At 68.2% G+C, this 26,008-nt stretch carries 21 protein-coding genes; 13 read left to right on the top strand and 8 right to left on the bottom strand.

Going from position 1 to position 26,008, the window contains the following annotated elements; genetic code table 11:
* Positions 1–185 precede the first annotated feature (185 nt).
* Positions 186–668: an Lrp/AsnC family transcriptional regulator gene (locus HWX87_RS01305; protein ID WP_059240672.1), complete on the bottom strand. Its 483-nt coding sequence runs from the start codon at positions 666–668 to the stop codon at positions 186–188.
* 285 nt (positions 669–953) lie between these two features.
* Between HWX87_RS01305 and HWX87_RS01300 the strand changes: the two genes are divergently transcribed.
* The 4 genes from HWX87_RS01300 to HWX87_RS01285 all read left to right on the top strand — a co-directional run bounded on the left by HWX87_RS01300 (position 954) and on the right by HWX87_RS01285 (position 5,555).
* Complete coding sequence (locus HWX87_RS01300) at positions 954–1,604, top strand: LysE family translocator (RefSeq protein ID WP_176045292.1); 651 nt, start codon at positions 954–956, stop codon at positions 1,602–1,604.
* Between the two features lie 120 nt (positions 1,605–1,724).
* The gene (kch, locus tag HWX87_RS01295; RefSeq protein ID WP_176045291.1) at positions 1,725–2,918 is read left to right on the top strand and encodes a voltage-gated potassium channel protein; all 1,194 of its coding nucleotides are present in this window, start codon (positions 1,725–1,727) and stop codon (positions 2,916–2,918) included.
* A 61-nt stretch (positions 2,919–2,979) separates the two neighbouring features.
* Positions 2,980–3,411, top strand: coding sequence for a YqaA family protein (locus HWX87_RS01290; RefSeq protein ID WP_176045290.1), 432 nt, complete (start codon positions 2,980–2,982; stop codon positions 3,409–3,411).
* A gap of 161 nt (positions 3,412–3,572) precedes the next feature.
* Positions 3,573–5,555, top strand: a complete 1,983-nt coding sequence (locus tag HWX87_RS01285; protein WP_176045289.1) for a methyl-accepting chemotaxis protein — start codon at positions 3,573–3,575, stop codon at positions 5,553–5,555.
* A 37-nt stretch (positions 5,556–5,592) separates the two neighbouring features.
* On the opposite strand, the gene HWX87_RS01280 is transcribed toward HWX87_RS01285, so the two are convergent.
* Positions 5,593–7,245 carry an acyl-CoA synthetase gene (locus HWX87_RS01280; RefSeq protein WP_176045288.1) on the bottom strand — a complete coding sequence of 551 codons (1,653 nt, stop codon included), beginning with the start codon at positions 7,243–7,245 and terminating at the stop codon, positions 5,593–5,595.
* Positions 7,246–7,413: 168 nt separating this feature from the next.
* Here HWX87_RS01280 and HWX87_RS01275 point away from each other — a divergent pair, with 168 nt between their 5' ends.
* The 7 genes from HWX87_RS01275 (at position 7,414) to HWX87_RS01245 (ending at position 17,156) form a co-directional block, all read left to right on the top strand.
* The gene (locus tag HWX87_RS01275; RefSeq protein WP_176045287.1) at positions 7,414–8,169 is read left to right on the top strand and encodes a Crp/Fnr family transcriptional regulator; all 756 of its coding nucleotides are present in this window, start codon (positions 7,414–7,416) and stop codon (positions 8,167–8,169) included.
* A gap of 186 nt (positions 8,170–8,355) precedes the next feature.
* A complete protein-coding gene (locus tag HWX87_RS01270) occupies positions 8,356–11,523 on the top strand; it encodes an efflux RND transporter permease subunit (RefSeq protein ID WP_176045286.1) in 3,168 nt (1,055 codons plus the stop codon).
* Positions 11,524–11,559: 36 nt separating this feature from the next.
* Positions 11,560–12,798: an efflux RND transporter periplasmic adaptor subunit gene (locus HWX87_RS01265; protein WP_176045285.1), complete on the top strand. Its 1,239-nt coding sequence runs from the start codon at positions 11,560–11,562 to the stop codon at positions 12,796–12,798.
* A gap of 5 nt (positions 12,799–12,803) precedes the next feature.
* Positions 12,804–14,306 carry an efflux transporter outer membrane subunit gene (locus HWX87_RS01260; protein WP_176045712.1) on the top strand — a complete coding sequence of 501 codons (1,503 nt, stop codon included), beginning with the start codon at positions 12,804–12,806 and terminating at the stop codon, positions 14,304–14,306.
* Between the two features lie 22 nt (positions 14,307–14,328).
* Positions 14,329–15,024: a heavy metal response regulator transcription factor gene (locus HWX87_RS01255; RefSeq protein ID WP_176045284.1), complete on the top strand. Its 696-nt coding sequence runs from the start codon at positions 14,329–14,331 to the stop codon at positions 15,022–15,024.
* Complete coding sequence (locus HWX87_RS01250; RefSeq protein ID WP_176045283.1) at positions 15,021–16,469, top strand: heavy metal sensor histidine kinase; 1,449 nt, start codon at positions 15,021–15,023, stop codon at positions 16,467–16,469. The genes HWX87_RS01255 and HWX87_RS01250 overlap by 4 nt, the downstream gene beginning before the upstream one ends.
* A gap of 99 nt (positions 16,470–16,568) precedes the next feature.
* Entirely contained in the window at positions 16,569–17,156 is a 588-nt protein-coding gene (locus tag HWX87_RS01245; RefSeq protein ID WP_176045282.1) for a LysE family translocator, read from the top strand.
* 12 nt (positions 17,157–17,168) lie between these two features.
* On the opposite strand, the gene HWX87_RS01240 is transcribed toward HWX87_RS01245, so the two are convergent.
* Entirely contained in the window at positions 17,169–18,014 is an 846-nt protein-coding gene (locus HWX87_RS01240) for an AraC family transcriptional regulator (protein ID WP_176045281.1), read from the bottom strand.
* A gap of 170 nt (positions 18,015–18,184) precedes the next feature.
* Between HWX87_RS01240 and HWX87_RS01235 the strand changes: the two genes are divergently transcribed.
* Positions 18,185–18,979, top strand: coding sequence for an SDR family NAD(P)-dependent oxidoreductase (locus HWX87_RS01235; RefSeq protein WP_176045280.1), 795 nt, complete (start codon positions 18,185–18,187; stop codon positions 18,977–18,979).
* A gap of 24 nt (positions 18,980–19,003) precedes the next feature.
* Here HWX87_RS01235 and HWX87_RS01230 read toward each other — a convergent pair whose 3' ends face one another.
* From HWX87_RS01230 to HWX87_RS01210, 5 genes are all read right to left on the bottom strand, one after another.
* Positions 19,004–19,378 (bottom strand): hypothetical protein, encoded by a 375-nt coding sequence (locus HWX87_RS01230; protein WP_176045279.1) that lies wholly within the window; start codon positions 19,376–19,378, stop codon positions 19,004–19,006.
* A gap of 211 nt (positions 19,379–19,589) precedes the next feature.
* Positions 19,590–20,660, bottom strand: a complete 1,071-nt coding sequence (locus HWX87_RS01225) for an AI-2E family transporter (protein WP_176045278.1) — start codon at positions 20,658–20,660, stop codon at positions 19,590–19,592.
* A 138-nt stretch (positions 20,661–20,798) separates the two neighbouring features.
* Positions 20,799–21,908, bottom strand: coding sequence for an NADH:flavin oxidoreductase/NADH oxidase (locus HWX87_RS01220; RefSeq protein WP_176045277.1), 1,110 nt, complete (start codon positions 21,906–21,908; stop codon positions 20,799–20,801).
* Between the two features lie 137 nt (positions 21,909–22,045).
* Positions 22,046–22,732: a type 1 glutamine amidotransferase domain-containing protein gene (locus tag HWX87_RS01215; protein ID WP_176045276.1), complete on the bottom strand. Its 687-nt coding sequence runs from the start codon at positions 22,730–22,732 to the stop codon at positions 22,046–22,048.
* Between the two features lie 418 nt (positions 22,733–23,150).
* Complete coding sequence (locus tag HWX87_RS01210; protein WP_176045275.1) at positions 23,151–24,179, bottom strand: substrate-binding domain-containing protein; 1,029 nt, start codon at positions 24,177–24,179, stop codon at positions 23,151–23,153.
* Between the two features lie 172 nt (positions 24,180–24,351).
* On the opposite strand from HWX87_RS01210, the gene HWX87_RS01205 reads away from it, so the two are divergent.
* Positions 24,352–25,950, top strand: coding sequence for a glycoside hydrolase family 68 protein (locus HWX87_RS01205; protein WP_176045274.1), 1,599 nt, complete (start codon positions 24,352–24,354; stop codon positions 25,948–25,950).
* Positions 25,951–26,008 lie beyond the last annotated feature (58 nt).

Raw genomic sequence — 26,008 nt, 5'->3', positions numbered from 1 at the left:
GCCGTTACCGGGCACGAGCCAACGTCGCCCCCGCCGCCAACGGAAGATTCATCCGTTTTCCGTGCCCGCTTGCCGTCATGCCCGGCGAGCCTTCCCTGTCGGCTGTTTGGCGGCTTTTGCCGCATCCACGCGCAGCCGCACGCGCCGTCGTTTCAACGACGGCCGCACGCCATCTCCGCCTCCCGTCACACCTGGATCGAAGGCACATCCTTCATGCAGCGCAGCGCGAACATCGAGCGGCTGTGACGGATGCTCGAAATCCGGTACAGCTTTTCGCGCAGGAAGCGTTCGTAGCCGGCCGTGCCATCCACCGCGACCTTGATCCAGTAGTCGTACTCGCCCGACACCAGATATGCCTCGAGCACTTCGGGCAGCGCCGCCAGTTCAGAGCCGAAACGCGCGAGCGCGTCGTCCTCGTGGCGATCGAGCGTCACTTCGAGGATCACGATGTCCGCGTAGCCGAGCATGCGCTGGTTGACCAGCGCGACGTAACCGTCGATGTAACCGTCGAGTTCGAGTTGCCGCGTGCGGTTCCAGCATGCGGTGGTCGACATGCCGATCTGTTCGGCGAGTTCGGCGTTCGACAGGCGCGCATTTTTCTGCAATGCACCAAGGATCTTGCGGTCCTGATTGTCGAGCGTTTTCGGCGTGCGTTCGCGGGTAGCCATGATGAGAAGAATCTTCTACTGAAAATCGGCATTCTATCTGAACAGGATTCCGGTTTCAGGCCCGTTTTACCGGAAAACAGGAAGCCTTTTAACCGGGCCGCTTGATACATTTTCTCCATGCCTGCTGCCCGGCACGCTCCCCGCGACAACCCCTTCGCACCGGGACGCACGGCCGCAATCACAAGTTGCGGTGCCGGGCGGCAGACATGCGATTCCCCGCCGCCCGCACGCCTATCCGACCGCGTGCGGGGCCGGTGCCTGCGGCCCTGTTCCTGCACTCCCGTCATGTCGTTCAAGCTTTATCTGTCGTTCCTCGCTGCTTCCGTCGTCCTGATCTACGCCCCCGGTCCCGTCAACCTGCTCACGATGAACCAGGCGCTGCGCGCCGGCTGGCGACGCGCGCTGCCGTGCGTCTGGGGCGGCACGCTCGCCGTGCTGCTGCAACTCGCGCTGACCGCGCTGTGCCTGAATTCACTGGTGCATCTCAACGAGCACGCGTTGACCGTACTGCGCTGGGCCGGCGCCGCGTATCTCGTGTGGCTCGGCGCCAAGCAATGGCTCAGCCGCGCGCCGGCGAACGCACCGGCTGCCGCAACCGATGCCGCAACCGGAACGGAACTCGCCCGGCAGGACAGCGACCGCGCGCTGTTCTGGCGCGGCGTCGCGACCTCCGGCCTGAATCCGAAGACGCTGCTGTTCTTTCCGTCGTTCTTTCCGCAGTTCATCAGCCCGAATGCCGACTGGAGCCTGAACCTTCAATTCCTGCTGCTCGCGACGACGTTCGCGTTGCTGTTCGCGGGCGGCGTCGCGTCGATGGCGCTGTTCTCGCACCGGCTGAGCCGCGCGCTGCAGCGGCCGGCGCGGATGCGCGCGATGAATCGCGTGACGGGCGGGCTGCTCGTCGGAATGGGCGCGATCATGGTCGGCTGGAACTGAAGGACCGGGCTGCCGGCTTCGTCACGGCCGCCATCAGGCCCCGCGAAAAAGCAGCCGATCGCGGAATGCTTTAGGGTAGCGGCTGGTTCGTTGGACATGCCCGGCCCGCCGGGCGACTGAATGAAGCACGTCACTACCCGCCTGCGGCGCCTGTTCGCGCCGATCGGCCTGCACTGGTATCTCGCCCTCCTCCTCGCGCTCGATGCGCTCATGGTGCTGCGCCCCGTCGTCGAGCATGCCAGGCTCGGCCTGCATCACGCGTGGCTCGCCGATGCGCTGAACCTCGTCGACAACGCGGGGCTCGTCGTGCTGCCGCAGGTCGTCGTCGCGGCCGGCCTCGCGACGATGGCCATCGGCATCGTGCTGCGCGCCCGCGTCGCATGGGTGCTGTCGATCGTGCTGCTGGTCGCGGCCGCCGCGATCAGCGTGCTCGGCGGTTATCAAAGCCACGCCGTGTTCGTCTACACGGCCGTGCTGGTGGTTGCGCTGCTGTACTACTGGCGGCACTTCGACCGCGCGAGCGTCGCCGCGAGCAGCCTGTTCGCGCTGCTGAGCATCGTGTCGCTGCTGATCTACGCGACCTTCGGCGTGCTGTACCTCGGCGACGAATTCACGCCACCCGTCCACGACCTCGCCACCGCCGTCTATTTCTCGATCGTGTCGATGTCGACGGTCGGCTACGGCGACATCGTTCCGCACGCGCCGACCGCACGCCTGTTCACCGCTTCGGTGATCGTCCTCGGCATCACGGTATTCGCGACGTCGATCAGCGCGGTCGTCGGCCCCGTGATCGGCGGGAATCTGAAACGGATCGTCAAGGGAGGCCTTTCGAACGTGATCCGCAAGCATCATTTCCTGATCGTCGGTGCGACGCCGGTGGCGCACGCGGTACACGACGGGCTGCGCAAGCGCGGCTACGCGGTGACCGTCATCGTGCCGGCCGGTGTCGAGCACAACTATGCGACCGCAACCGACCTGATCGTCGGCGACGCGACCGACCACGCGGTGCTGGAAAGCGCCGGCGCGGCGACCGCGCGTGCCGTGCTGGCGCTGCGCTCCGACGACGCCGAAAACGCGTTCATCATCCTCGCGATCCGCGAGATCGCGCCGGCGGTGCGCACGGTCGCGCTCGTGAACCAGCAGCGCAACCTCGAACGGCTGCGCCTGCTGAAACCCGACATGGTGTTCTCGCCGCAGCAGCTCGCGGGCGAACTGCTCGCCAGCACGCTCAACGACGAACCCGTCGACAAGTCGGTGATCTCGCACCTGCTGTTCGGCACGGCCGACGCCACCCAGGGCGTGTTCACGCCCTAGCATCGCGAGCCTGTAACCACATGACCCGGGCCGGCCGGCGTGCGGCCGGTACAATCGCGCGATGTCCGAATTGCTCACTTACGGCGGCCTGTTCGCCGTGTCGATGGTCGCCGCGACCCTGTTTCCGCTCCAGTCCGAAGCCGTGCTCGCCGGCCTGCTGCTCGCCGGGCGCGAACCCGTGTGGGCGCTGGTGCTCGTCGCGAGCATCGGCAACGTCGCCGGCTCGGCGATCAACTGGGCGCTCGGGCGCGGCATCGAGCACTTCCGCGACCGCCGCTGGTTTCCGGTCAAGCCATCCGCGCTCGCGCGCGCCGAGCGCTGGTATCGGCGCTACGGCCGCTGGTCGCTGCTGCTCAGTTGGGCGCCGGTCATCGGCGATCCGCTGACGATGATCGCCGGCGTGCTGCGCGAACCGCTGCCGACCTTTCTCGTCATCGTGACGCTCGCGAAGGTCGGCCGCTATCTGGCCGTCGCGTGGCTCGTGACGCACTGACCCGCTGACCTGCCGACGCGCGTCACCGTCCTCCGGCAGCGCCCGTTCGCGGCGCCGCCGGCTTCGCACCGCTAAAGATTTCGCCGAATCTGCCGTTTTCCTTACGGATATGCGGTGACGCGTGCGTTCCGCCCCCTCTCCCTCCCCACTCAGGATGTTTCATGAGATTGACCCAATTGGGCCGGGTGAGCGTCGGCGCGCGTCTGGCCGCGCTGGCGTGCGCGCTCGTCGCCCTGCTGTTTACCGTGTTCGCGTGGACGCTCGCCCATTTCGCCGGCCAGCAGCTTGCTGAAGAAGCGCATGGGCGGATCGTCGACAAGGAGCAGTCGATCCGCGCGATGATCGACCTGTTCGACAAGGCGCTGACCGCCGAAGCCAACCGCTCGATGTCGCTGTTCGCGAGTTTCCTGCCGGCCGATTTCACGCTCGACCCGGCGCGCACCGTCGACATCGGCGGCGTGGCCGCGCCGACCCTCTTCGCGGGCGGCCAGCCGCTCGACCTCGACTACGCGATTCCCGACCAGTTCCTGAAGAAAAGCGGCGCGATCGCGACGATCTTCGCGCGTGACGGCGACGATTTCGTCCGCATCACGACGTCGCTGAAGAAGCAGGACGGCGCGCGTGCCGTCGGCACCCGGCTCGATCGCGCCGGCCCCGCGTATGCGCCGCTCGTCGCCGGGCGCAGCTACACGGGCCTCGCCAAGCTGTTCGGCCGGCCGTACATCACGCAGTACAAGCCGGTGACCGATGCGACCGGCCGCGTGATCGGCGCGCTGTTCGTCGGCCTCGACATCGGCGCCGAACTCAAGCTCGTCGAAGACGGCATCCGCTCGCTGAAGATCGGCGACAACGGCTACTACTTCGTGCTCGATGCGTCGCAGGGCCCGTCGCGCGGCACCTTCGTCGTGCATCCCGATGCGGCCGGCCAACCCGCCGACAATGCACGCGCGCCCTATGCGCAAATGCTCGCGGCCGGCCAGGGCCGGCTCGCGTATACGTCGACCGACCCGGCCGCGCACGACGGCGGGCCGACCGCGAAGTTCGTATCGTTCACGACGATTCCGCAGTGGCAATGGCTCGTCGGCGGCATCGCGCTCGACGACGAGCTGCTCGCGACCATGCGCGCCACCCGCAACCGCTTCCTGATGATCGGCGCCGTGCTCGTCGCGGCGTTCGCGACGCTGTTCGTCATCGTCGTGCGGCGCGTCGTGAGCCGGCCGCTGGAAGCCGCCGCACGCGCGTCCGAGCGCTTTGCGGCGGGCGATCTCAGCGTGCGCATCCGCGACGGCGCGGCCGCTCGAAACAGCGCGGGCACCGACGAAATCGGCCGGCTCGTGCAGGCGGTCGACGGAATCGGCGACGGCCTCGCGCGGATCGTCGCGCAGGTGCGCAACAGCTCGGCCGACATCGCGCACGGCACGGTCGGCATCGCGGCCGGCAGCGGCGACATCGCCGCGCGGATCGCGACGCAGGCGAGCAGCGTCGAACAGACGGCCGCGAGCATGGAACAGATCACCGCCGCCGTGCAGCAGAGCGCCGAGCACGCGGCGCAAGCCAACGCGCTGGTCGCCCACGCATCGGCCGCCGCGACGAACGGCGACGCCGCGGTGCAGCGCGTGGCCGCGACGATGGACGACATCGGCCGCGCGACGCGCCGGATCGCCGAGATCACGGGCGTGATCGAAGGCATCGCGTTCCAGACCAACATCCTCGCGCTGAACGCCGCCGTCGAGGCCGCGCGCGCGGGCGAGCATGGCAAGGGCTTCGCGGTGGTCGCGGCCGAGGTGCGCGCGCTCGCGCAGCGCAGCGCGGCCGCCGTCAAGGAGATCGATGCGCTGAGCGCCGAATCGTCGACGACCGTCGAACAGGGTTACCGGATCGCGGACGCCGCGCGCGGCACGATGCGCGACATCGTCGCGCGGGTCGACCAGGTCAGCACGCTGATCGGCGAGATCAGCGCCGCGTCGCGCGAACAATCGACGGGCATCGAGCAGGTGAACCTGGCCGTCACGCAGATCGGCGACGCGACGCAGCAGAATGCGATGCTGATCGCGGATGCGGAACGCGCGGCCGTCGCGCTGCGCGACCAGGCCGCGCAACTGTCGGACGCGGTCAGCGTGTTCCGGCTCGAACGCGACGCGTGACGGACGCCGGATGATCGGCCACGGCCGGGCGCGCCGCCTACTTCTTGTCGCCCGCCAGGTCGATCGCCTTGTCCGAGCCGACCGCATTGCGCAGCTGGAACTTCTGGATCTTGCCGGTCGACGTCTTCGGCAACTCGCCGAAGCGCACGGCCTTCGGCACCTTGAAGCCCGCGAGCAGTTGCCGGCAGTGCGCGACGATCTCCTCCTCGGTCGCGCTCGCGCCTTCGCGCAGCTCGACGAACGCGCACGGCACTTCGCCCCATTTCGGGTCGGGCATCGCGACGACGGCCGCGACGGCGACGGCCGGATGACGATACAGCGCGTCCTCGACCTCGATGCTCGAGATGTTCTCGCCGCCCGAGATGATGATGTCCTTCTTGCGATCCTTGATCCGGATATAGCCGTCCGGCATCAGCACCGCGAGATCGCCGGTATGGAACCAGCCGCCGTGGAACGCTTCGTCGGTCGCCTTCGGGTTCTTCAGGTAGCCCTTCATGCAGATGTTGCCGCGGAACATGATCTCGCCGAGCGTCTCGCCGTCGGCGGGCACCGGGGCCATCGTGTCGGGATCGAGCACCGTCGCGCCCGCTTCGAGGTGGTAGCGCACGCCCTGGCGCGCATTGAGCCGCGCACGCTCCTCGTCGGACAGTTCTTCCCAGTGCGACTGCTTCGCGCACACGGTCGCCGGGCCATACACCTCGGTCAGCCCGTACACGTGCAGCAGGTCGAAGCCGATCTCCTTCATCTTCGCGATCACGGCCGGCGCGGGCGCCGCGCCCGCGACCATCGCGTGCACCGTCTGGTCGATCCCTTCACGGAATTCCGCCGGTGCATTCGCGATCGCGCTCTGCACGATCGGCGCGCCGCAGTAGTGCGTGATGCGCTCGCGGCGGATCAGGTCGAACACGGTCTTCGCGTCGAACTTGCGCAGGCACACGTTCACGCCCGCGCGCGCCGCGACGGCCCACGGGAAGCACCAGCCGTTGCAGTGGAACATCGGCAGCGTCCACAGATACACCGCGTGCTTCGGCATGTCCCATTCGAGGAGGTTGCTGATCGCCGCGAGGTACGCGCCGCGATGATGGTAGACGACGCCCTTCGGGTCGCCGGTCGTGCCGGACGTGTAGTTCAGCGCGATCGCATCCCATTCGTCGGCGGGCGGCGTCCACGCGTAGTCGGCGTCGCCGCCGGCCACGAACGCCTCGTAATCGGTCGCGCCCGCGAAACGGTCGGGGTCCGCCGGCATCGCGTCGGCCACGCTGACGATCTTCAGTCCGGGCACCTCGAGCGCCGCGCGATGCGCGAACTCCGCGTACTCGGTGTCGACGATCAGCACCTTCGCCTCGCCGTGACGCAGCATGAACAGCACCGACGACACGTCGAGCCGCGTGTTGATCGTGTTCAGCACCGCGCCGGCCATCGGCACGCCGAAGTGCGCCTCGACCATCGCCGGGATGTTCGGCAGCATCGCCGCGACCGTGTCGCCGCGCTCGACGCCGGCCTGCACGAGCGCGCTCGCCAGCTGCTTGGCACGCGTGTAGGTCTCGCCCCACGTGCGCCGCACGTCGCCGTGCACGATCGCAAGGCGCTCGCCGTAGACTTCGGCCGTCCGGACCAGGAAATCGATCGGGGTGAGCGGCACGTAATTGGCGTCGCGGCGGCCGAGTCCGGCCTCGAACATCTGCGTCATGATCCTGTCTCCCGTGTTCTGTCGACCGGCGTGCATGCACCCCGGATCGTTTTGATGTGGTTCAATTGCCGACAGCTTAACGGGCGCTATTGTGAGCCGTCTGTCATCGAAACGACAGAGTGCCTTTCGAGCGCTGCGCGTTATCCCTATCCTCGCAAACCCGCACCCATGCACGACCATTCCGTTGCGCCGTCCGACGCGGCCGCCCGCCCGGCCGACCAGCCTCCCGAACCGGGCCCGCTGCCCGCCCTGTCGACGCTGTTCGGCCAGTGCGCGTGGTTCCGCACGCTGGCGCCCGAGCATCAGGCGCTCGTGCTCGCGCAGTCGCGCGTCGAGCAGTGCGAGGCCGGCGACGTGATCGCGCACCGGCTCGCGCCGTCCGAGTACTGGATCGGCGTGCACCAGGGGTTGCTGAAGCTCGCGATCTTCAACGTGTCCGGGCGCGGCTGCACGTTTTCCGGCGTGCCGTCGGGCGGCTGGTTCGGCGAAGGCAGCGTGATCAAGCGCGAGCTGCGCAAGTACGAAGTCGTCGCGATCCAGCGCTCGACCGTGCTGTTCGTGCCGGTCGACACCTTCCATGCGCTGCTCGATACCAGCCTGCCGTTTACGCGCTTCGTGATCCATCAGTTGAACAACCGGATGGGCGAATTCATCGCGTCGATCCAGAACAGCCGGCTGCTCGACGTCGACGCACGCGTCGCGCAGGCGCTCGCGCAGCTCTTCAACCCCGACCTGTACCCGGATACCGGCCCGTCGCTGTCGATTTCGCAGGAGGAACTGGGAATGCTCGTCGGCGTGTCGCGGCAGCGGATCAACCAGGCGCTGCAGCAACTCGAGAAGCTCGGCGCGTTGCGACTCGCGTACAACCAGATCGAGGTCGTCGATCTGCATGCGCTCGCGCGCTTCGGGATGGAGCAGCTGTGAGCGCGGCGCGATCGGCGCAATCGCAGCCATCGCGACGCAGGCATTCCGTCTGCGGAATCGGCGGACGACCCGCGCGCCCCAAACTGACAGTTCCGCCAGTTTCGCGACAGTAACCCGTTCCACGCCGACGCCTATCATTCGGGTTCCCATCACCGACGCCTGATCACCGCCTGTCCCGCTGCCTCCATGTGGATCGTCAATCTCGCGCTCAAGCGCCCCTACACGTTCATCGTCATGGCCATCATGATCGTGCTGGCCACCCCGCTTGCGCTGATGCGCACACCGGTCGACGTGCTGCCCGCGATCAACATCCCCGTCATCAGCGTGATCTGGAATTACAGCGGCTTCTCCGCGACGGAGATGACCAACCGGATCACCTCCGTCCATGAACGGATCCTGACGACGACCGTCAACAACATCCAGCACGTCGAATCGACGTCGCTGCCCGGCATCGCCGTCGTGAAGGTGTTCCTGCAACCGGGCGCGAACGTGCAGACGGCGATCGCGCAGACGGTCTCCTCCGCGCAGGCGATCGTGCGGCAGATGCCGCAGGGCGCGACGCCGCCGCTCGTGATCACCTATTCGGCATCGAGCATCCCGGTGATCCAGCTCGGGCTGTCGAGCAAGACGCTCAGCGAACAGTCGCTCGCCGACATCGCACTCAACTTCCTGCGCCCGCAGCTGATCACGGTGCCGGGCGTGCAGATCCCGTTCCCGTACGGCGGCCGCACGCGCGTGGTCGCGATCGACCTCGATCCGCAGGCGCTGCTCGCGAAGGGCCTCACGCCGGCCGACATCGTCAACGCGGTCAACGCGCAGAACCTCGTGCTGCCGACCGGCACCGCGAAGATGGGCCAGACCGAATACCGGATCGACACGAACGCGTCGGCCGATACCGTCGCCGACATCAACAACCTGCCGGTCCAGACCGTCAACGGCGCGACGACCTACCTGCGCGAAGTGGCGGCGGTGCGCGACGGCTTCGCGCCGCAGACCAACGTCGTCCGGCAGAACGGCCAGCGCGGCGTGCTGATCTCGATCCTGAAAAGCGGCGATGCGTCGACGCTCAAGGTCGTGTCGGACCTGAAGTCGCTGCTGCCGAAGGTGATCCCGACGCTGCCCGAAGGGCTCACGATCACGCCGTTGTTCGACCAGTCGGTGTTCGTCAACGCGGCCGTCCAGGGCGTGATCCACGAGGCGCTGATCGCCGCCGTGCTGACCGCGATGATGATCCTGCTGTTCCTCGGCAACTGGCGCAGCACGCTGATCATCGCGATCTCGATCCCGCTGTCGATCTTCACGTCGCTGATCGCGCTGTCCGCGCTCGGCGAGACCATCAACATCATGACGCTCGGCGGGCTCGCGCTCGCGGTCGGGATCCTGGTCGACGACGCGACCGTCACGATCGAGAACATCGAGCGGCACCTGCATCTCGGCACCAACCTGCACGACGCGATCCTCGAAGGTGCGGGCGAAATCGCGGTGCCCGCGTTCGTGTCGACGCTGTGCATCTGCATCGTGTTCGTGCCGATGTTCTTCCTGACGGGCGTCGCGCGCTTCCTGTTCGTGCCGCTCGCGGAAGCCGTCGTGTTCGCGATGCTCGCGTCGTACGTGCTGTCGCGCACGCTGGTGCCGACGCTCGCGATGCTGCTGTTCCGCCCGCAGCAGGCCAGCACCGGCCCCGACCAGTCGACGTCGCGCTTCGCGCGCATCCATCACGCGTTCAACCACGCGTTCGAACGGCTGCGTGCGTGGTACATCGTGCTGCTGAGCATCCTGCTCGTGCGCCGACGCTTTTACGCGATGTGCTTCCTCGGCTTCTGCGTGCTGTCGACGGGCCTCGTATTCGTGCTCGGCCGCGACTTCTTCCCGAACGCCGATTCCGGCAACATCCGGCTGCACATGCGTGCGCCCACCGGTTACCGGATCGAGGAAACCGCGCGCCTCGCCGACCAGGTCGAGCGCGTGATCCGCGAAACCGTGCCGCCCGACGAGCTCGGTGCGATCGTCGACAACCTCGGCCTGCCGGTGAGCGGCATCAACCTGTCGTACAGCAACGCCGGCACGATCGGCACGCTCGACGGCGAGCTGCTGATCGCGCTGAAACCCGGCCACCGCGCGACCCAGCACTACGTGCAGACGCTGCGCACGCTGCTGCCCGAGCGCTTCCCGGGCGTCGAGTTCTTCTTCCAGCCGTCGGACATCATCACGCAGATCCTCAACTTCGGTCAGCCGGCCGCGATCGACGTGCAGGTGCTCGGCAACGATCTCGCGAGTAACATGACTATCGCGAGCAGCCTGATGAAAAAGTTCAGGCAAATCCCCGGCGCCGTCGACGTGCACGTGCTGCAACGCAACGACGAGCCGACCCTGCTGGCCGACATGGATCGTACGCGCATGCAGCAGCTCAACCTCTCCGCGCAGAACGTCGCGCAGAACATGCTGATCTCGCTGTCCGGCAGTTCGCAGACGACGCCGTCGTTCTGGATCAACCCGCGCACCGGCGTGCAGTACCCGCTGCAGATCCAGACCCCGCAATACAGCATCGCGTCGGTCGACGACCTGCTCGGCACGCCGATCTCGGCGAGCGGCCGCACGGGCATGCCGCTGCAACTGCTCGGCAACCTCGTGCAGGTGCGCAGCACCGCGAACCCGGCCGTGATCACGCACTACAACATCCGCCCGGCGATCGACGTGTACGTGAGCGTCGAAGGCCGCGACCTCGGCTCGGTCGCGGGCGAGATCGACCGCATCGTGTCCGACGCGCGCGCGACGCTGCCGCGCGGCACCGACCTGACGGTGCGCGGCCAGGTCGAGACGATGCGCACGTCGTATATCGGCCTCGGCGCGGGTGTCGCGATGGCGATCGTGCTCGTCTACCTGCTGATCGTCGTCAATTTCCAGTCGTGGCTCGACCCGCTGATCATCATCAGCGCGATGCCGGCCGCGCTCGCCGGCATCGCGTGGATGCTGTTCATCACCGGCACGCACCTGAGCGTGCCCGCGCTGACGGGCGCGATCATGACGGTGGGCGTCGCGACCGCGAACAGCATTCTGGTCGTGTCGTTCGCGCGCCAGCGCCTCGCGGCCGGCGCGCCGCCGCTCACGGCCGCGCTGGAGGCCGGCGCGACGCGGATCCGGCCGGTATTGATGACGGCGCTCGCGATGATCATCGGGATGGTGCCGATGGCGCTCGGTCTCGGCGAAGGCGCCGAGCAGAATGCGCCGCTCGGCCGCGCGGTGATCGGCGGGCTGCTGTTCGCGACCGTTTCGACGTTGCTGTTCGTGCCGCTCGTGTTCGGCGGCGTGCATGCACGGCTGGCCCGCCGGCGCGCGCGCCAGGCCGGACACTGACTTTCGCCCCACTACCCGGTTGAATTGGTTGAATTCATGGAAGAGAAACATCACAGCTCCGTCGGCATCCAGGTGGACGAACACGGCATGCACCTGCCGACGCGCACGTCGGTATCGCGGCGCGGGCGCATCGTCCTGATCGTGATCGGCGTGCTGCTGGCCGCCGGCGCCGCGCGCACGATCGTCGTCAACGTGCTGAACCGCAACCGGCTCGATGCGGTCGCCGAGCAGAACACGCGCCAGTACGTGAACGTCGTGCATCCGGCCGACGCGGCCACCGGCGGCAAGCTGACGCTGCCCGGCACGCTGCGCGGCTTCGTCGAGGCACCGATCTACGCGCGGGCAAGCGGCTACGTGCTGCGCTGGCAGGCCGACATCGGCGCGCACGTGAAGCAAGGGCAGACGCTCGCCGAACTCGACACCCCCGAGCTGAACCAGGAACTCGCGCAGGCCACCGCGCAACGCCAGCAGGCGCAGGCCGCGCTCGCGCTCGCGAAGACGTCGTTCGACCGCGCGCAGCAGCTGCGCCAGCGCGATGCCGTGTCGCAGCAGGAACTCGACGACCGGCAAGGCGCGTTCAACCAGGGCACCGCGAACCTCGCCGCGGCCGATGCGAACATGCGCCGGCTCACCGAGCTGAAGGGTTTCCAGCGGATCGTCGCGCCGATCGACGGGATCGTCACGCAGCGCAACGTCGACGTCGGCGATCTCGTCAACTCGGGCAACGCGGGCCGCTCGCTGTTCACGGTCGTGCAGGCCGACCGGCTGCGCCTCTACGTTCAGGTGCCGCAGGCCTACGCGCAGCAGGTGAAGGTCGGCCAGCACGTGAGCGTCGCGCAGGCCGAACTGCCGGGCAAGACCTTCGACGGCACGATCACGCGCACGTCCGAGGCGATCGACGTCGCGACGCGCTCGCTGCAGATCGAGATCACGCTGCCGAACCCGGACGGCCGGCTGCTGCCCGGCGCCTACGTGCAGGCCACGCTACCGATGACGCCGGTCGGCCGCCTGCAGGTCCCGGCCAATACGCTGCTGTTCCGCGGCGAAGGCCCGACGGTCGCGACCGTCGATGCGAACGGCCAGGTCCATCTGAAGCAGGTGACGGTCGTGCGCACGATCGGCCAGACGCTCGAAGTCGACGGCCCCCTCACGCCGAACGACCGCCTCGTCGCGAACCCGAGCGACGCGCTTGCGAACGGCGACAAGGTCGTCGTGCAGGCACCGGCCGCGCAACCGGCATCGGCCGCATCGGCCGCCTCGGGAGCGAAGTCGTGACCGCGATGCGTGTCCGCGCGCGGCCCGTCGCGCTCGCCGCCGTCGCGGCAGCCGCCCTCGCCGGCTGCGCCGTCGGCCCGGACTACCAGCGCCCGGCCGTCGACACGCCGGCCGCATGGCGGCTCGACCCGGCCGACGCGTACTGGCATCCGGCCGCGCCGGCCCGCGCGCCGCTCGATCCCGCGTGGTGGACCGCGTTCGGCGATCCGCAACTCGATGCACTGGAAACCGACGCGCTGCGCAACAACCAGAACCTGAAGGCCGTGGCCGCGCGCTACGACCAGGCGAAGGCGACGCTCGCGTCCGTCGCATCCGCGCAATATCCGGCGGTCGGCCTGACCGCGAGCGGCCAGCGCTTCAAGATCTCCGCCGACCGGCCGCAGACCAACTACGCGACACAAAGCATGTCGACCGTGCAGAACGACGTCCAGGTCGGTGCGGCCGTCAGCTACGAGCTCGACCTGTTCGGCCGCGTGCGGCGCAGCGTCGAATCGGCCCAGGCGACCACCGAGCAGGCGCGCGACGATTTCGCGAACGCTCGCCTCGTGCTGACGGCCGACCTCGCGTCGAGCTATTTCGCGCTGCGCGAGCTCGATACCGAGATCGATGTCGTCAAACGTTCGATCGACCTGCAGCAGAAGGCGCTCGACTACGTGAGCGCGCGCCACGACCTCGGCGCGGTGTCGGGCCTCGACCTGCTGCAGCAGCGCTCGCAGCTCGACGCGACGCGCACGCAGGCCCAGTTGCTGCTCCAGCAGCGCGCGCAGGTCGAAACCGCGATCGCGACGCTGGTCGGCACGCCGGCCCCCGAATTCTCGCTGCCGCCGCGCGTGGTGCCGATCAACGCGCCCGCGCTGCCGACCGGCATGCCGAGCGACCTGCTGCAGCGGCGCCCCGACGTCGCATCGGCCGAGCGCGCGATGGCGGCCGCGAACGCGCAGATCGGCGTCGCGCGCGCCGCGTATTTTCCGCGCATCACGCTGTCGCCGGACATCGGCTGGGATGCAACGCGCTTTGCGGGTCTGTTCAGCGTGCCGGCGCTGCTGTGGTCGGTCGGCGGGTCGCTCAGCCAGCCGCTGTTCGAAGGCGGCAGGCTGAAGGCCGGCGTCGATTTCGCGCAGGCCGGCTACGTCGCCGCGCAGGCCAGCTACCGGCAGACCGTGCTCACCGCGTTCCAGGAGGTGCAAAATGCGGTCACGGGCCTGTCGGTCCTCGCCGACGCCGCGCAGCAGGCATCGGCGGCCGTCGACGACGCGCGCAAGCTCGTGTCGCTCGCGCAGGACCGCTACGCGGGCGGCCTGACGCCGTTCATCGACGTCCTGACGGCGCAGCAGCAACTGTTGACGAGCGAGCGCCAGGCCGTGCAGATCCAGGGCCAGCGCGCGGCGCTCGTCGTGTTTCTCGCGAAGGCGCTCGGCGGCGGCTGGGACGGCGCCACGGCGAACGGCGCCGCGCCCTCCGACGTCGCGGCGGCGGGCCCGCAGCGCACCGCGGGCGTCGGCCCTTAACCCGGTTACGCGGAATACGAACATGAAAGTGCTGATCGTCGAAGACGAACCGAAAGTCGTCGAATACCTGAAGAGCGGCCTGACCGAGGAAGGCTGGGTCGTCGACACCGCGCTCGACGGCGAGGACGGCGCGTGGAAGGCCGTCGAATTCGACTACGACGTGGTCGTGCTCGACGTGATGCTGCCGAAGCTCGACGGCTTCGGCGTGCTGCGTGCGTTGCGCGCGCAGAAGCAGACGCCCGTCATCATGCTGACCGCGCGCGACCGCGTCGACGATCGCGTGCGCGGGCTGCGCGGCGGCGCCGACGACTACCTGACCAAGCCCTTCTCGTTCCTCGAACTGATCGAGCGGCTGCGCGCGCTGACGCGCCGCGCGCGCGTGCAGGAATCGACGCTGATCTCGATCGGCGACCTGCGCGTCGACCTGATCGGCCGCCGCGCGACGCGCGACGGCACGCGGCTCGACCTCACCGCGCAGGAATTCCAGCTGCTCGGCGTGCTGGCCCGGCGCAGCGGCGAAGTGCTGTCGAAGACGACGATCGCCGAACTCGTGTGGGACGTGAACTTCGACAGCAACGCGAACGTCGTCGAGACGGCGATCAAGCGGCTGCGCGCCAAACTCGACGGCCCGTTCGCGGACAAGCTGCTGCACACGATCCGCGGGATGGGCTACGTGCTCGAGGCGCGCGAGGACGGCGACACCGAGAGGACGGCATGAAACGCTCGATCGTCCTGCGGCTGTCGGCGATGTTCGGCATCGTGTCGCTGCTCGTGTTCACGCTGGTCGGCTGCGGGCTGTTCGTGATGATGGAGCGCCAGCTGTTCGCCGAGTTGCGCGCGACGATCGACACGCGCGCGAAGGTGGCCGAGATGATCGTGTCGCATGCGACCACGGCCGCACGCGGCCGCCTGATGCAGGAAAAGCTCGCCGATCTCGAACCGCCCGACGGCTCGACGCACTATCAGGTCGTCAGCGACAACCCGGCGTTCCGCTTCGGCAGCCCCGTCAACGGCGTGCCGCTCGACCCGCCGTTCGGCGCGTACCAGCGCTACGAGCTCAACGACAGCAGCTACGCGGTGATGACGAAGACCGTCACGCTGGCCGGCGCCGGCGAACGGCCGACGCTGCAGCTGGTGGTCGCGACGTCGTGCGAGCGCACGCAGCGGATGCTGCGCCGCTTCGGCTGGACGCTCGCCGCGCTGATCGCGACGGCCACCGTCATCACGCTGCTGCTGAGCCGCGCGGTCGCGCGCTTCGGGCTCGCGCCGCTCGACCGGCTGTCGCAGGACGCGGCGAGCGTGAGCGCGACCAACCGCCGCCAGCGGCTGCAGACCGATGCACTGCCGACCGAGCTGCGCGACCTCGCGACGTCGTTCAACGGCGCGCTCGAACGGATCCAGCAGACCTACGCACGGCTCGAAGCGTTCAACGCGGACGTCGCGCACGAGCTGCGCACGCCGATCAGCATCCTGATCGGCCAGACCCAGGTCGCGCTGACGAGCCGCGACCAGTCGGTCGACCGGATGCGCCAGACGCTGCAATCGAACCTCGAGGAATTCGAGCGGCTGCGCGTGATCATCAACGACATGCTGTTCCTGTCGCGCAGCGATCGCGGCGAGCGCGCGACCGACCTGAAGGACGTGTCGCTTGCCGACGAGGTGCGGCGCATGCTCGATTTCCTCGAAATCCCGCTCGACGAGGCGCAACTGCATGCCGAACTGCACGGCGACGCACGCGCGGCCGTCGATCCGTCGCTGTTCCGCCGCGCGATGACGAACCTGCTGATCAACGCGATCCAGCATTCGGCGCCCGGCGCGACGGTGAACGTGACGATCACGCGCCGCGACACGCTCGTCGACATGGCCGTGTCGAACCCCGGCGAGCCGATCGATCCGGTGCAGCGCCCGCACGTGTTCGAGCGCTTCTACCGGCTCGAGGAAGCGCGTGCGAACAGCAAGGAAAACCACGGGCTCGGGCTGTCGATCGTCAAGGCCGTGGCCGAGATGCACGGCGGCGGCGTGTTCGTCGCGTGTTCGGGCGGCGTCAATACGTTCGGCTTCTCGGTGTCGACGGAACCCTGCGCGGGCGGACCGCTGCGCGCGGCCGACGTAACCGCCCCGGCCGAGTCCCAGCCGGACCACGCGCCGCGCGCGCTGCACTGACGGCGGCCGCGCGCCGCCGAGGGCAGTTTTCTTCAATACCGGCCGAAACGGCTCCCGTAGTCTCGATGCGACTTTCGACATTTCGCATGGAGACACCTGATGAGCATGCTCATTTCGATGGCCGCATTCGCGCTGGCCTCGTCGATCACCCCCGGTCCCGTCAACATCGTCGCGCTCAGCGCGGGCGCCCGTCACGGCCTTGGCGCTAGCTTGCGCTACGCGGCCGGCGCGACGCTCGGCTTCGTCGCGCTCTTTCTGCTGATCGGCCTCGGCCTGCACGCGGCGCTCGCGCGCTGGCCCGTGCTGACGACGGCCACGCAATGGTCGGGGATCGCGTTCCTGCTTTACATGGCGCTGCGGCTCGCGCTCGACGACGGCCGGCTGTCGGCCGACCCGGACGTGGCCGGCCCGTCGGCGGCGGCCGGCGCGGCGATGCAGTGGCTCAATCCGAAGGCATGGCTCGCGTGCGTGGCCGCGATGGGCGCCTATGCGGCCGACGGCGACCGCACACAGGTCTGGTTATTCGCCGCGCTGTATCTGGTGATCTGCTTCGCGTCGATCGCGTGCTGGGCGTATGCGGGCGCGTCGCTGCGGCATCGGCTCGCGAACGCGCGGCGCATGCGCGTGTTCAACCGGCTGATGGCGCTGCTGCTGGCAGGCAGCGCGTTGTTCCTGCTCGACGTGTAGCCGCGCTGCCGGTCAGCGCATCGCGCTGCGGTACTGTCCGGGCGTCGCGGCCGCGATGCGCCGGAATGCGCGCTGGAAATGGGCCTGGTCGGCAAAGCCCGCGTCGAGCGCGACTTCGGCGATCGGCCGGCCGCGGCGCAGCTCGGTGCGGCCGTACTGCACGCGACGATCGATCAGGAATGCATGCGGCGTCATCCCGTAGCGCGCGTTGAAGGTGCGGATCAGATACGACGGCGACAGGTCGGCCGCCGCGCAGATCGCATCGAGCGTCACGCCCTCGCGACAATGTGCGGCGATGTAGTCGGCCGCGCGCGCGAGCTTCGCGTTGTCGTCGCCCGGCCGCGGGTCGGGCGGTTCGCGATCGAGTGCGCCATGCAGTTGCGTGAAGAATTCGACCGCCGCGCTTTCCTTGCCGAGCAGATCGACCGATGGCGACACGAGCGTGCGATAGAACCCGCCAAATTGCGCAAACAGGTCGCCCCGTTCCGTCAATTTCGGCGAAAAACCGTGAAAATCACCGTTCGGATCGCGGCCCAGCGAATGCTGCAGCCGCGCGAGCCACGGCACCTCGACATAGACCATCCGGTACGCCCACGCATCTGGGCCGTACGGATTGCAGGCATGCACCTGTTCCGGATCGATGATCACGAGCACGCCGCGCCCGACGTGTGCGTTCGTCGCACCGTTCACGTAGGTGCTCGTGCCACCGACGATCGCGCCCACCGAAAACGTATCGTGCGTGTGCTTCGCGTAGCAGATCTCGCGTCCGTCGTCGACGGTACGCGCCTCGATGAACGGCAGCGCGGCGTCGCGCCAGAACGGCGACGGATCGATGGATCGGTTGGCGGTACGGCTCACGCGGCGGGCTCCCGGTTCGGACGGCGAACGCTCACCGTACAAGACTGTGAGGCGGCGCGCAACCGGCGCTCCCCGCTTCGACGCCGGATCGCGCCGTTTCGCCTAAGCTTTGAGTTCCGGCCGCCGCGGCACGCGCGGCGGTTCCCGTTCACTCCTCTCCCGTCACGCTCATGCACATCGATCTGAAAGGCAAGACCGCGGTCGTCACCGCCTCCACCGCCGGCATCGGGCTCGCGATCGCCGAAGGGCTCGCGCGCGCCGGTGCGCGCGTCGTCGTCAACGGCCGCAGCGACACGTCGGTGCAGTCGGCGCTCGCGCAACTGCGCGCCACCGTGCCCGGCGCGAGCTTCGACGGCGTCGCCGCCGACCTGTCCGACGCGGCCGGCGTCGCGCGCATCACGCAGCACACGCCGCAGGCCGACATCCTCGTCAACAATGCGGGCATCTACGGGCTGAAGGCGTTCTTCGAGATCGACGACGCCGAGTGGGAACATTACTTCCAGATGAACGTGATGTCCGGCGTGCGGCTGGCGCGGCATTACCTGAAGGGAATGATCGAACGCAATGCCGGGCGCATCGTGTTCATTTCGTCGGAATCGGGCCTGAACATCCCGGTCGACATGATTCATTACGGGTTCACGAAAACCGCGCAGCTGTCGATCGCGCGCGGCCTCGCGAAGCTCGCGGCCGGCACGCGCGTGACCGTCAACTCGGTGCTGCCGGGGCCGACGATGTCGGAGGGCGTGCGGGCGCTGCTGAAGGAAACGGCCGACGAGACCGGCCGTAGCGTGGAGGACGTAGCCGTGGATTTCGTGCGCAACCATCGCTCGAGCTCGATCATCCAGCGGCCCGCGACGCCCGAGGAAGTGGCGAACCTGGTCGTCTACGTGTGCTCGCCACTCGCTTCGGCGACGACGGGCGCCGCGTTGCGGGTGGACGGCGGCGTGGTCGACACGATCGCGTAACGACGGGCGGGCAAGGCCGCCGCGCTAGCGCGAAGCGGCCTTGCCCGGCTGGAGCGTGCCCTTGCGGTCGGCGTCCATGCAGGAATCGAAGCCGTATTGCGTGACGACGCCGGCCCTGTCGAACACCACGAAATACTCGCGATGATCGTTGCCGTGCTCGATGAAGTAGTTGTAGCAGACGCCGCTGCCGTTGCGCACCATCCATACGCTGCGCGGGTTGCCGCCGGCGCGGACGACGTCGGCGCGCGTCGCGCCATGCCGCGATGCGGCGCGCGCGAGCGGCGTGCGTGAATACGAGAATGGCAACCACGAGTCGAACCACGCGCAGCCGTGCAACATCAGGCAACTCGCGGCCAGGGACAGCGTCGCGGCGGGTCGGGACATCGAAATCAATCGCATGCTTGGGAAAATCTGCTGCGCCGTGCCGGCGTGATCGAAAGCCCCATGCTACTAGACCTTTGGGTCCGGATCGAAAAGAAATGTAGAGATCTTTATACGAATCCCTGCATGGCATGCCCGCGCGCAAGCCGGATCGTGCGGCCGGCGCATGCTTGCATGCGCATCGATACCGCTGCGCCGCCGCCTCGAATCGGCGCAGCGGCGCGCCTCGTCACGCGATCCACTCGGCCCACAGCATCGTCAGCACCGTCATCAGCGCGGGACCGACGAACAGTCCGATCAGGCCGAACGTCTCGGCGCCGCCGAGGATGCCGAACAGCACGAGCAGGAACGGCAGCCGCGCCGAGCTGCCGATCAGCACCGGCCGCACGAAATGCTCGGCGACGAACACGACGATGAAACCCAGCACGGCCACCACGACGGCCCACATCGTCGCGCCCTGCACGAACAGCCAGAGCGCCGCACCGCAGAACACGATCGGCGCGCAGAACGGCAGCATCGCGGCGATCGCCGTGACGAGGCCGAGCAGCGCCGCATGCGGGACGCCGGCCAACGCATACGCGATGCCGAGCAGCGCGCCCTCGCCGAGCCCGACGACGACGAGCCCCGTCACCGTGCCGTACACGGCCTTGACCATCCGGTCGATCAGTTCCGCGCCGTTGTGCCCGAACGCGCGCCGCGCGCCCTGCAGCAACGCGCCCGACAGCTTGTGGCCCGCGCGCAGGATCACGAACAGCGTGACGAGCATGAAGCCGAATTCGAGCAGCGCATGCGCGAGTTTCGTGCCGAACTGCCGGCCGAACGCAAGGAATTTCTCGCTGTTGACGCCGTGCATCGCGCTGGACGCATGCAGCGGATGACCGAGATTGGCCTGCCACCATTCGGTGATCTGCGCCGATCCGTAAGGCAGCCGGCCGACGACGTCCGGCAACGGAATGCCGTTCTCCTGGACCGTCCTCAGCCATTCGCGCAGGTCGTGCGCCTGCCCGATCGCCTGGGTCGCCGCGACGGCGATCGGCAGCACGACGAGCAGCGAGATCCCGGCCGTGATGACGGTCGCGATGAGCGTCGGCCGGTCACGGAACAGCCGGTGCGATTCGAAGCATTTGAGCAGCGGCCACATCGCGATGGCGATCACGCAGGCCCATGCGATGGCGGGAATGAAGTCGCGGATCACCCACAGCGCGAGCACCAGCAGCGCCGCATACAGCACGATGCGGGCAATCTGCTGCGCGCGCGGCCGTGCGACGGAGTCGTGAGACGACGGGTCATGTGCGCCCATGGCACCTCTGTCGAAATGAAAAAATGGCGGTTCGCGCCGGCAACCGGCCTGCGCGAACCGCCATTCTATCCATCGGCGCCGGATCGGCGGCGCGCATCATGCACGGGCCGCGCCGGCGCGCCGTGCCGCCACGGCCGCTCAGGCCACCTTGTCGGCGATCCGGTAACGCTCGAGCCAGTGCGCGTACGGCGCGGGCAGCGTCCACGACGGACGCTCGACGCCCAACTGCTTGGCTGCGTAGTACGGCCAGTGCGGATCGGCCAGATGCGCGCGGCCGACCATCACGAGATCCAGCTGCTCTTCGGCCACCACGCGGTTCGCCAGTTGCGGGGTGTCGATCCCCCACGCGGACGACACCGGCAGCCCGGCCTCGCGGCGCACGCGCTCGGCGATCGGCGCGAGGAACGCCGGGCCCCACGGAATCTGTGCGGTGGGCGTCGAGAAGCCGACCGACACGCTCAGCATGTCGAGTCCTTCCTGCTTCATCCGCTGCGTGAGCGCGATCGACTCGGCGAGCGTCTCTTCGTCGCGGCCGTCGTATTCGATCACGCCGAGGCGCGCGGTCAGCGGCAGGTGCTCGGGCCAGACCTTGCGGACGGCCGCGAGCGTATCGACGAGGAAGCGGCCGCGATTCTCGGCCGAGCCGCCGTATTCGTCGGTGCGGTGGTTCGAATGCACCGAGAAGAAGCTCTGGCCGAGGTAGCCGTGCGCGAAGTGCAGTTCGAGCCATTCGAAGCCGAGGTCGCGTGCGCGCTTCGCCGACGCGACGAAATCGGCCTGCACGCGGGCGATGTCGTCGTGCGTCATTTCATGCGGCACTTTCGGCAGGTGCGCGCCGAACGGCACGGCCGACGGTGCGATGGTCTGCCAGCCGTGCGGATTGCCGTCGGCGATATGGTCGTCGCCTTCCCACGGACGGTTCGCGCTCGCCTTGCGGCCTGCGTGCGCGATCTGGATGCCGGGCACCGCGCCGGCCGTCTTGATCGCTGCGACCGACGGCGCGAACGCTTCGGCCTGGGCATCGTTCCACAGCCCGGCACAGCCCGGCGTGATGCGCCCTTCCGGCGACACGGCCGTCGCCTCCGCGATCACGAGGCCCGCACCGCCGCGCGCGATGCCGGCCAGATGCACGTGATGCCAGTCGTTGACGACGCCGTCTTCCGCGACGTACTGGCACATCGGCGGCACCGCGATGCGGTTGCGCAGCGTGACATCCTTGAGTTTGAACGGTTCGAACAGGGCAGACATCCACGACTCCTTTGCTTGGTTCTGCAAAACGACTGGGAACTCGCCGCGCGATGCGCGCGGCGGAACGATCGGGACCGTCGCCGGCGATGCCCGGCGACGGAGCGGGAACGGCGCCGGAGCGGGCCGGCGCCATGCGATTACAGATGGCCGAGCTTCGCGAGCAATGCCTCGGCAGCCGGCTCCGACGACGCGGGGTTCTGCCCCGTGATCAGCAGCCCGTCGGTGACGACATGCGGCGCCCAGTCGGCGCTGCGCTCGAATTCCGCGCCGTTGGTCTTCAACATGTCCTCGACGAGGAACGGCACGACTTCCGTCAGTTCGACGGCCGCTTCCTCGCTGTTGGTGAAGCCCGTCGCACGCTTGCCGCGCACGACCGATTCGCCGGTCTGCGGGTTCTTCACGTGGCGCAGCACGCCCGGCGCGTGGCAGACGGCCGCGACCGGCTTGCCGGCGGCGAGCGCGCGCTCGATCAGGCCGATCGAATGCAGATCCTCGGCGAGATCCCACAGCGGGCCGTGGCCGCCCGGGTAGAACACGGCGTCGTAGTCGTCCACCGATACGTCGGTCAGCTTGCGCGTCGACGCGAGTTCGGCCTTGGCCGCCGCATCCGCCTCGAAGCGGCGCGTCGCGTCGGTCTGCGCGGCCGGATCGCTGCTTTTCGGATCGAGCGGCGGCTGGCCGCCCTTCGGCGATGCGAGCGTCAGCTCGACGCCGGCATCCTTGAACGCGTAGTACGGCGCGGCCAGTTCCTCGAGCCAGAAGCCGGTTTTCTTGCCGGTGTCGCCGAGCGTGTCGTGCGAGGTCAGGACAACCAGAATCTTCATGATCGGACACTCCTTCGAAAATGAACGGGGAAACGGCGCCGCGCAACCGGGCTAGCCGGTCGGCGCGGCACGCCTGTCGGTTAGTCAGCGTTGGCGCATCAACGTGCGATTCATTGCGCCAAATGCCGCACGCACCTATTAGACCAGTCGTCTAGAAACGGGCCAAATAAAACGACGGCGTCTCGCTGCCTGGACAGCATCGCAGCGAGAAATGGCATTTTCGCGTCTTGGTTGTCCGGGCCCGAATACGTCGTCGCATTCATGAGGACGGATGATAGCGCCGGATTAGACCGGTCGTCTAGAAAAACGGGCATTCGTCCCTGCCGACGTCATGGCCTTTTCGTCGACCCGGCGCGGAACGCGGGATACGGCCCGACAACGCCCGCGCCGATCGCGTCCCGCCCCGCTCCCGCGCTGCCTAGCCGCGCAGCGGGCCGTCCGTGTCGCCGGCCTCGATGGCCGGCGCCTCGAGCCGGTGCTCGCGCACGCCATCGCTCAGCAGCCGCAGCATCAGTTCCGCCAGCGCGCGCCCCGACGCATGCCCGGTCGGCTGCACGACGGCCGTGACGCGATACGGATGGGCGATGTCCGCCGGCACGCCGTCATAGACGATCAGCGACATGTCTTCACCCAGGCGCAGCCCGCTTTCCACGAGCGCGCGGAACGCCCCGCCGCCCGCGATGTTGTTGTCGACCAGCAGCGCCGTCGGCCGCTCGTCACGCGCGAGCAATGCCCGCATCGCCTGCTGCCCGCCGTCGTGCGTAAACGGACACTCGACGAGCAGCGCCGGATCGGGCTCGATACCGGCTTCGCGCAACGCCGACAGATAACCGGCTCGCCGCTGAGCCGCGAAATTCAGCGCCAGCGGCGCGCCGATCATCGCGATGCGCCGATGCCCGAAGCCGGTCAGCCTGCGCACCGCGTCGCGCGCGCCGGCTTCGTTGTCGAAATCGAACCACGCGTACGGTTCGGCCGCCTGTGTGCGGCCATACGCGACGTACGGAAACGCGCTCGATTGCAGGTACGCGATGCGCGGATCGTCGACCAGCGTGCGCGCGACGATCAGCCCGTCGACGAGCTTGCCGTCGACGATCCGCCGATAGGTGTCCAGCTCCGCGTCCGGTCGCGCGGACGCAATGATGAAATCGAGATTGCGCTCGGCGAGCCGCTCGGTGATGCCCGCGACAACCTCGCCGAAGCGCGGATCGCCGAGATCGCCCGCGCCGAACGGATAGACGATCCCGATCATGTCGGCCCGGCCGGTCGCCAGCCGCCGCGCGGTCGGATCGGCCACATAGCCCATTTCCCGCGCCGCCCGCGCGACGCGTTCGCGCGTTGCCTCGCTGACGTCGTCGTAACCGTTCAACGCGCGACTGACCGTCGTCCGCGACAGCCCGAGCGCGTCCGATAGCGCCTTCAGATTCACCTTCACCGTCGTTCCTCGCACTCCATGTGCCGCACGGCATGCCGATTGGCGGCAATTGTTTCCGCTCGGTAGCGATTACCGTCAAATAATTATCTTTTGATTTCCAAACCGGTTTGAAATAGCATCCAAACCGGTTTGGACATCGATGCCCACTCAGCCGTTCACTTTCACTTTTCCAGGAAACGACGACGAGATGACATACTTTCCCTTTTTCCGCCCGGCGACGACCCGGCGTTTGCTCCTCGCTGGCGGCGCACTCGCCGCCTTCGCGTCCGTCGCGCACGCGCAGTCCGGCGGCACGGGCGCGCCCATGCCCACTCCTCACTCCCAGCAAGCCTACGATCCCGAAGGCAACTTCACGATGCGCTGGACGCGCGCGGACATCCGCCAGATCGTCGCGCAATCGCACACCGCCGGCGCCGACAAGAACTCGCTGCCGCAAGCGCTGACCATGCCGGACATCCCGCAGGATTTTCCGCTGATCAACTCGAACGTGTGGGTGTGGGACACCTGGCCGCTGGCCGACCTGCGCGCGAACCAGCTCAGCTACAAGGGCTGGGAGGTGATCTTTTCGCTCACCGCCGATCCGCACGCGGGCTACACGTTCGACGACCGTCACGTCCATGCGCGCATCGGCTTCTTCTACCGCCGCGCGGGCATCCCCGCGTCGCAACGCCCCGCGAACGGCGGTTGGACCTGGGGCGGCCACCTGTTCCCGGACGGCGCGAGCGCCAAGGTGTTCGGCACCGCGCCGATGACCAACAACGCCGAATGGTCGGGCTCGGCCCGCCTCACGCACGGCGACAACGTCAACCTCTACTACACCGCGACGTCGTTCAACCGCTCGGCGCCCGGCGGCGCCGACATCACGCCGCCGCAGGCGATCATCACGCGCGCCGACGGCCACATCCACGCCGACGACAAGCATGTGTGGTTCAGCGGCTTCGACGATCACAAGGCGCTGCTGGAACCGGACGGCAAGTACTACCAGACCGGCCAGCAGAACACCTACTTCTCGTTCCGCGACCCGTTCGTGTTCACCGACCCCGCGCACCCGGGCAAGACCTACATGGTCTTCGAAGGCAACACGGGCGGCCCGCGCGGCGCACGCACCTGCACCGACGCCGACCTCGGCTACGCGGCGAACGATCCGTACAAGGAAGATCTCAACGCGGTGATGAATTCGGGCGCAGTGTATCAAAAGGCCAATGTCGGCCTCGCGATCGCCACGAACCCGCAACTGACCGAGTGGAAGTTCCTGCCGCCCATCCTGTCGGCGAACTGCGTCGACGACCAGACCGAGCGCCCGCAGATCTACCTGAAGGACGGCAAGTACTACCTGTTCACGATCAGCCACCGCACGACGATGGCGGCCGGCGTCGACGGCCCGGACGGCGTGTACGGCTTCGTCGGCAATGGCATCCGCAGCGACTTCCTGCCGCTGAACGGCGGCAGCGGCCTCGTGCTCGGCAACCCGACCGACTTCTCCGCGCCGGCCGGCGCGCCGTATTCGCAGGATCCGAACCAGAATCCGCGCGAATTCCAGTCGTATTCGCACTACGTGATGCCGGGCGGGCTCGTCGAGTCGTTCATCGATGCGATCGGCCCGCGCCGAGGCGGCACGCTCGCGCCGACGGTGAAGGTGCGCATCAACGGCACGTCGACGGCGGTCGACCGCGCCTATGGACGCGGCGGGCTCGGCGGCTACGGCGACATTCCGGCGAACCTGCCCGCAACCGGGGCCGGCCACAACGGCGGCAACAGCCAGGGCAATCAGGATAACCAACAATAACGAGAGCAGGTAAAGGCACGGGGTTGAGGAGGCGCGCATCGCGCGTGTCGCGTGTGCG

The sequence above is a fragment of the Burkholderia sp. BCC1644 genome (genome assembly GCF_902833225.1).
In the GTDB taxonomy this organism is placed as follows: Bacteria; Pseudomonadota; Gammaproteobacteria; order Burkholderiales; family Burkholderiaceae; genus Burkholderia.
This window is presented reverse-complemented; position numbering and strand designations above follow the sequence as displayed.

What these genes read in the sequence shown, in the direction of transcription:
- HWX87_RS01305 (WP_059240672.1), bottom strand. Translation starts at nt 668, where the DNA reads ATGGCTACCCGCGAACGCACGCCGAAAACGCTCGACAATCAGGACCGC.
- HWX87_RS01300 (WP_176045292.1), top strand. Translation starts at nt 954, where the DNA reads ATGTCGTTCAAGCTTTATCTGTCGTTCCTCGCTGCTTCCGTCGTCCTG.
- kch (WP_176045291.1), top strand. Translation starts at nt 1,725, where the DNA reads ATGAAGCACGTCACTACCCGCCTGCGGCGCCTGTTCGCGCCGATCGGC.
- HWX87_RS01290 (WP_176045290.1), top strand. Translation starts at nt 2,980, where the DNA reads ATGTCCGAATTGCTCACTTACGGCGGCCTGTTCGCCGTGTCGATGGTC.
- HWX87_RS01285 (WP_176045289.1), top strand. Translation starts at nt 3,573, where the DNA reads ATGAGATTGACCCAATTGGGCCGGGTGAGCGTCGGCGCGCGTCTGGCC.
- HWX87_RS01280 (WP_176045288.1), bottom strand. Translation starts at nt 7,245, where the DNA reads ATGACGCAGATGTTCGAGGCCGGACTCGGCCGCCGCGACGCCAATTAC.
- HWX87_RS01275 (WP_176045287.1), top strand. Translation starts at nt 7,414, where the DNA reads ATGCACGACCATTCCGTTGCGCCGTCCGACGCGGCCGCCCGCCCGGCC.
- HWX87_RS01270 (WP_176045286.1), top strand. Translation starts at nt 8,356, where the DNA reads ATGTGGATCGTCAATCTCGCGCTCAAGCGCCCCTACACGTTCATCGTC.
- HWX87_RS01265 (WP_176045285.1), top strand. Translation starts at nt 11,560, where the DNA reads ATGGAAGAGAAACATCACAGCTCCGTCGGCATCCAGGTGGACGAACAC.
- HWX87_RS01260 (WP_176045712.1), top strand. Translation starts at nt 12,804, where the DNA reads ATGCGTGTCCGCGCGCGGCCCGTCGCGCTCGCCGCCGTCGCGGCAGCC.
- HWX87_RS01255 (WP_176045284.1), top strand. Translation starts at nt 14,329, where the DNA reads ATGAAAGTGCTGATCGTCGAAGACGAACCGAAAGTCGTCGAATACCTG.
- HWX87_RS01250 (WP_176045283.1), top strand. Translation starts at nt 15,021, where the DNA reads ATGAAACGCTCGATCGTCCTGCGGCTGTCGGCGATGTTCGGCATCGTG.
- HWX87_RS01245 (WP_176045282.1), top strand. Translation starts at nt 16,569, where the DNA reads ATGAGCATGCTCATTTCGATGGCCGCATTCGCGCTGGCCTCGTCGATC.
- HWX87_RS01235 (WP_176045280.1), top strand. Translation starts at nt 18,185, where the DNA reads ATGCACATCGATCTGAAAGGCAAGACCGCGGTCGTCACCGCCTCCACC.
- HWX87_RS01230 (WP_176045279.1), bottom strand. Translation starts at nt 19,378, where the DNA reads ATGCGATTGATTTCGATGTCCCGACCCGCCGCGACGCTGTCCCTGGCC.
- HWX87_RS01225 (WP_176045278.1), bottom strand. Translation starts at nt 20,660, where the DNA reads ATGGGCGCACATGACCCGTCGTCTCACGACTCCGTCGCACGGCCGCGC.
- HWX87_RS01220 (WP_176045277.1), bottom strand. Translation starts at nt 21,908, where the DNA reads ATGTCTGCCCTGTTCGAACCGTTCAAACTCAAGGATGTCACGCTGCGC.
- HWX87_RS01215 (WP_176045276.1), bottom strand. Translation starts at nt 22,732, where the DNA reads ATGAAGATTCTGGTTGTCCTGACCTCGCACGACACGCTCGGCGACACC.
- HWX87_RS01205 (WP_176045274.1), top strand. Translation starts at nt 24,352, where the DNA reads ATGACATACTTTCCCTTTTTCCGCCCGGCGACGACCCGGCGTTTGCTC.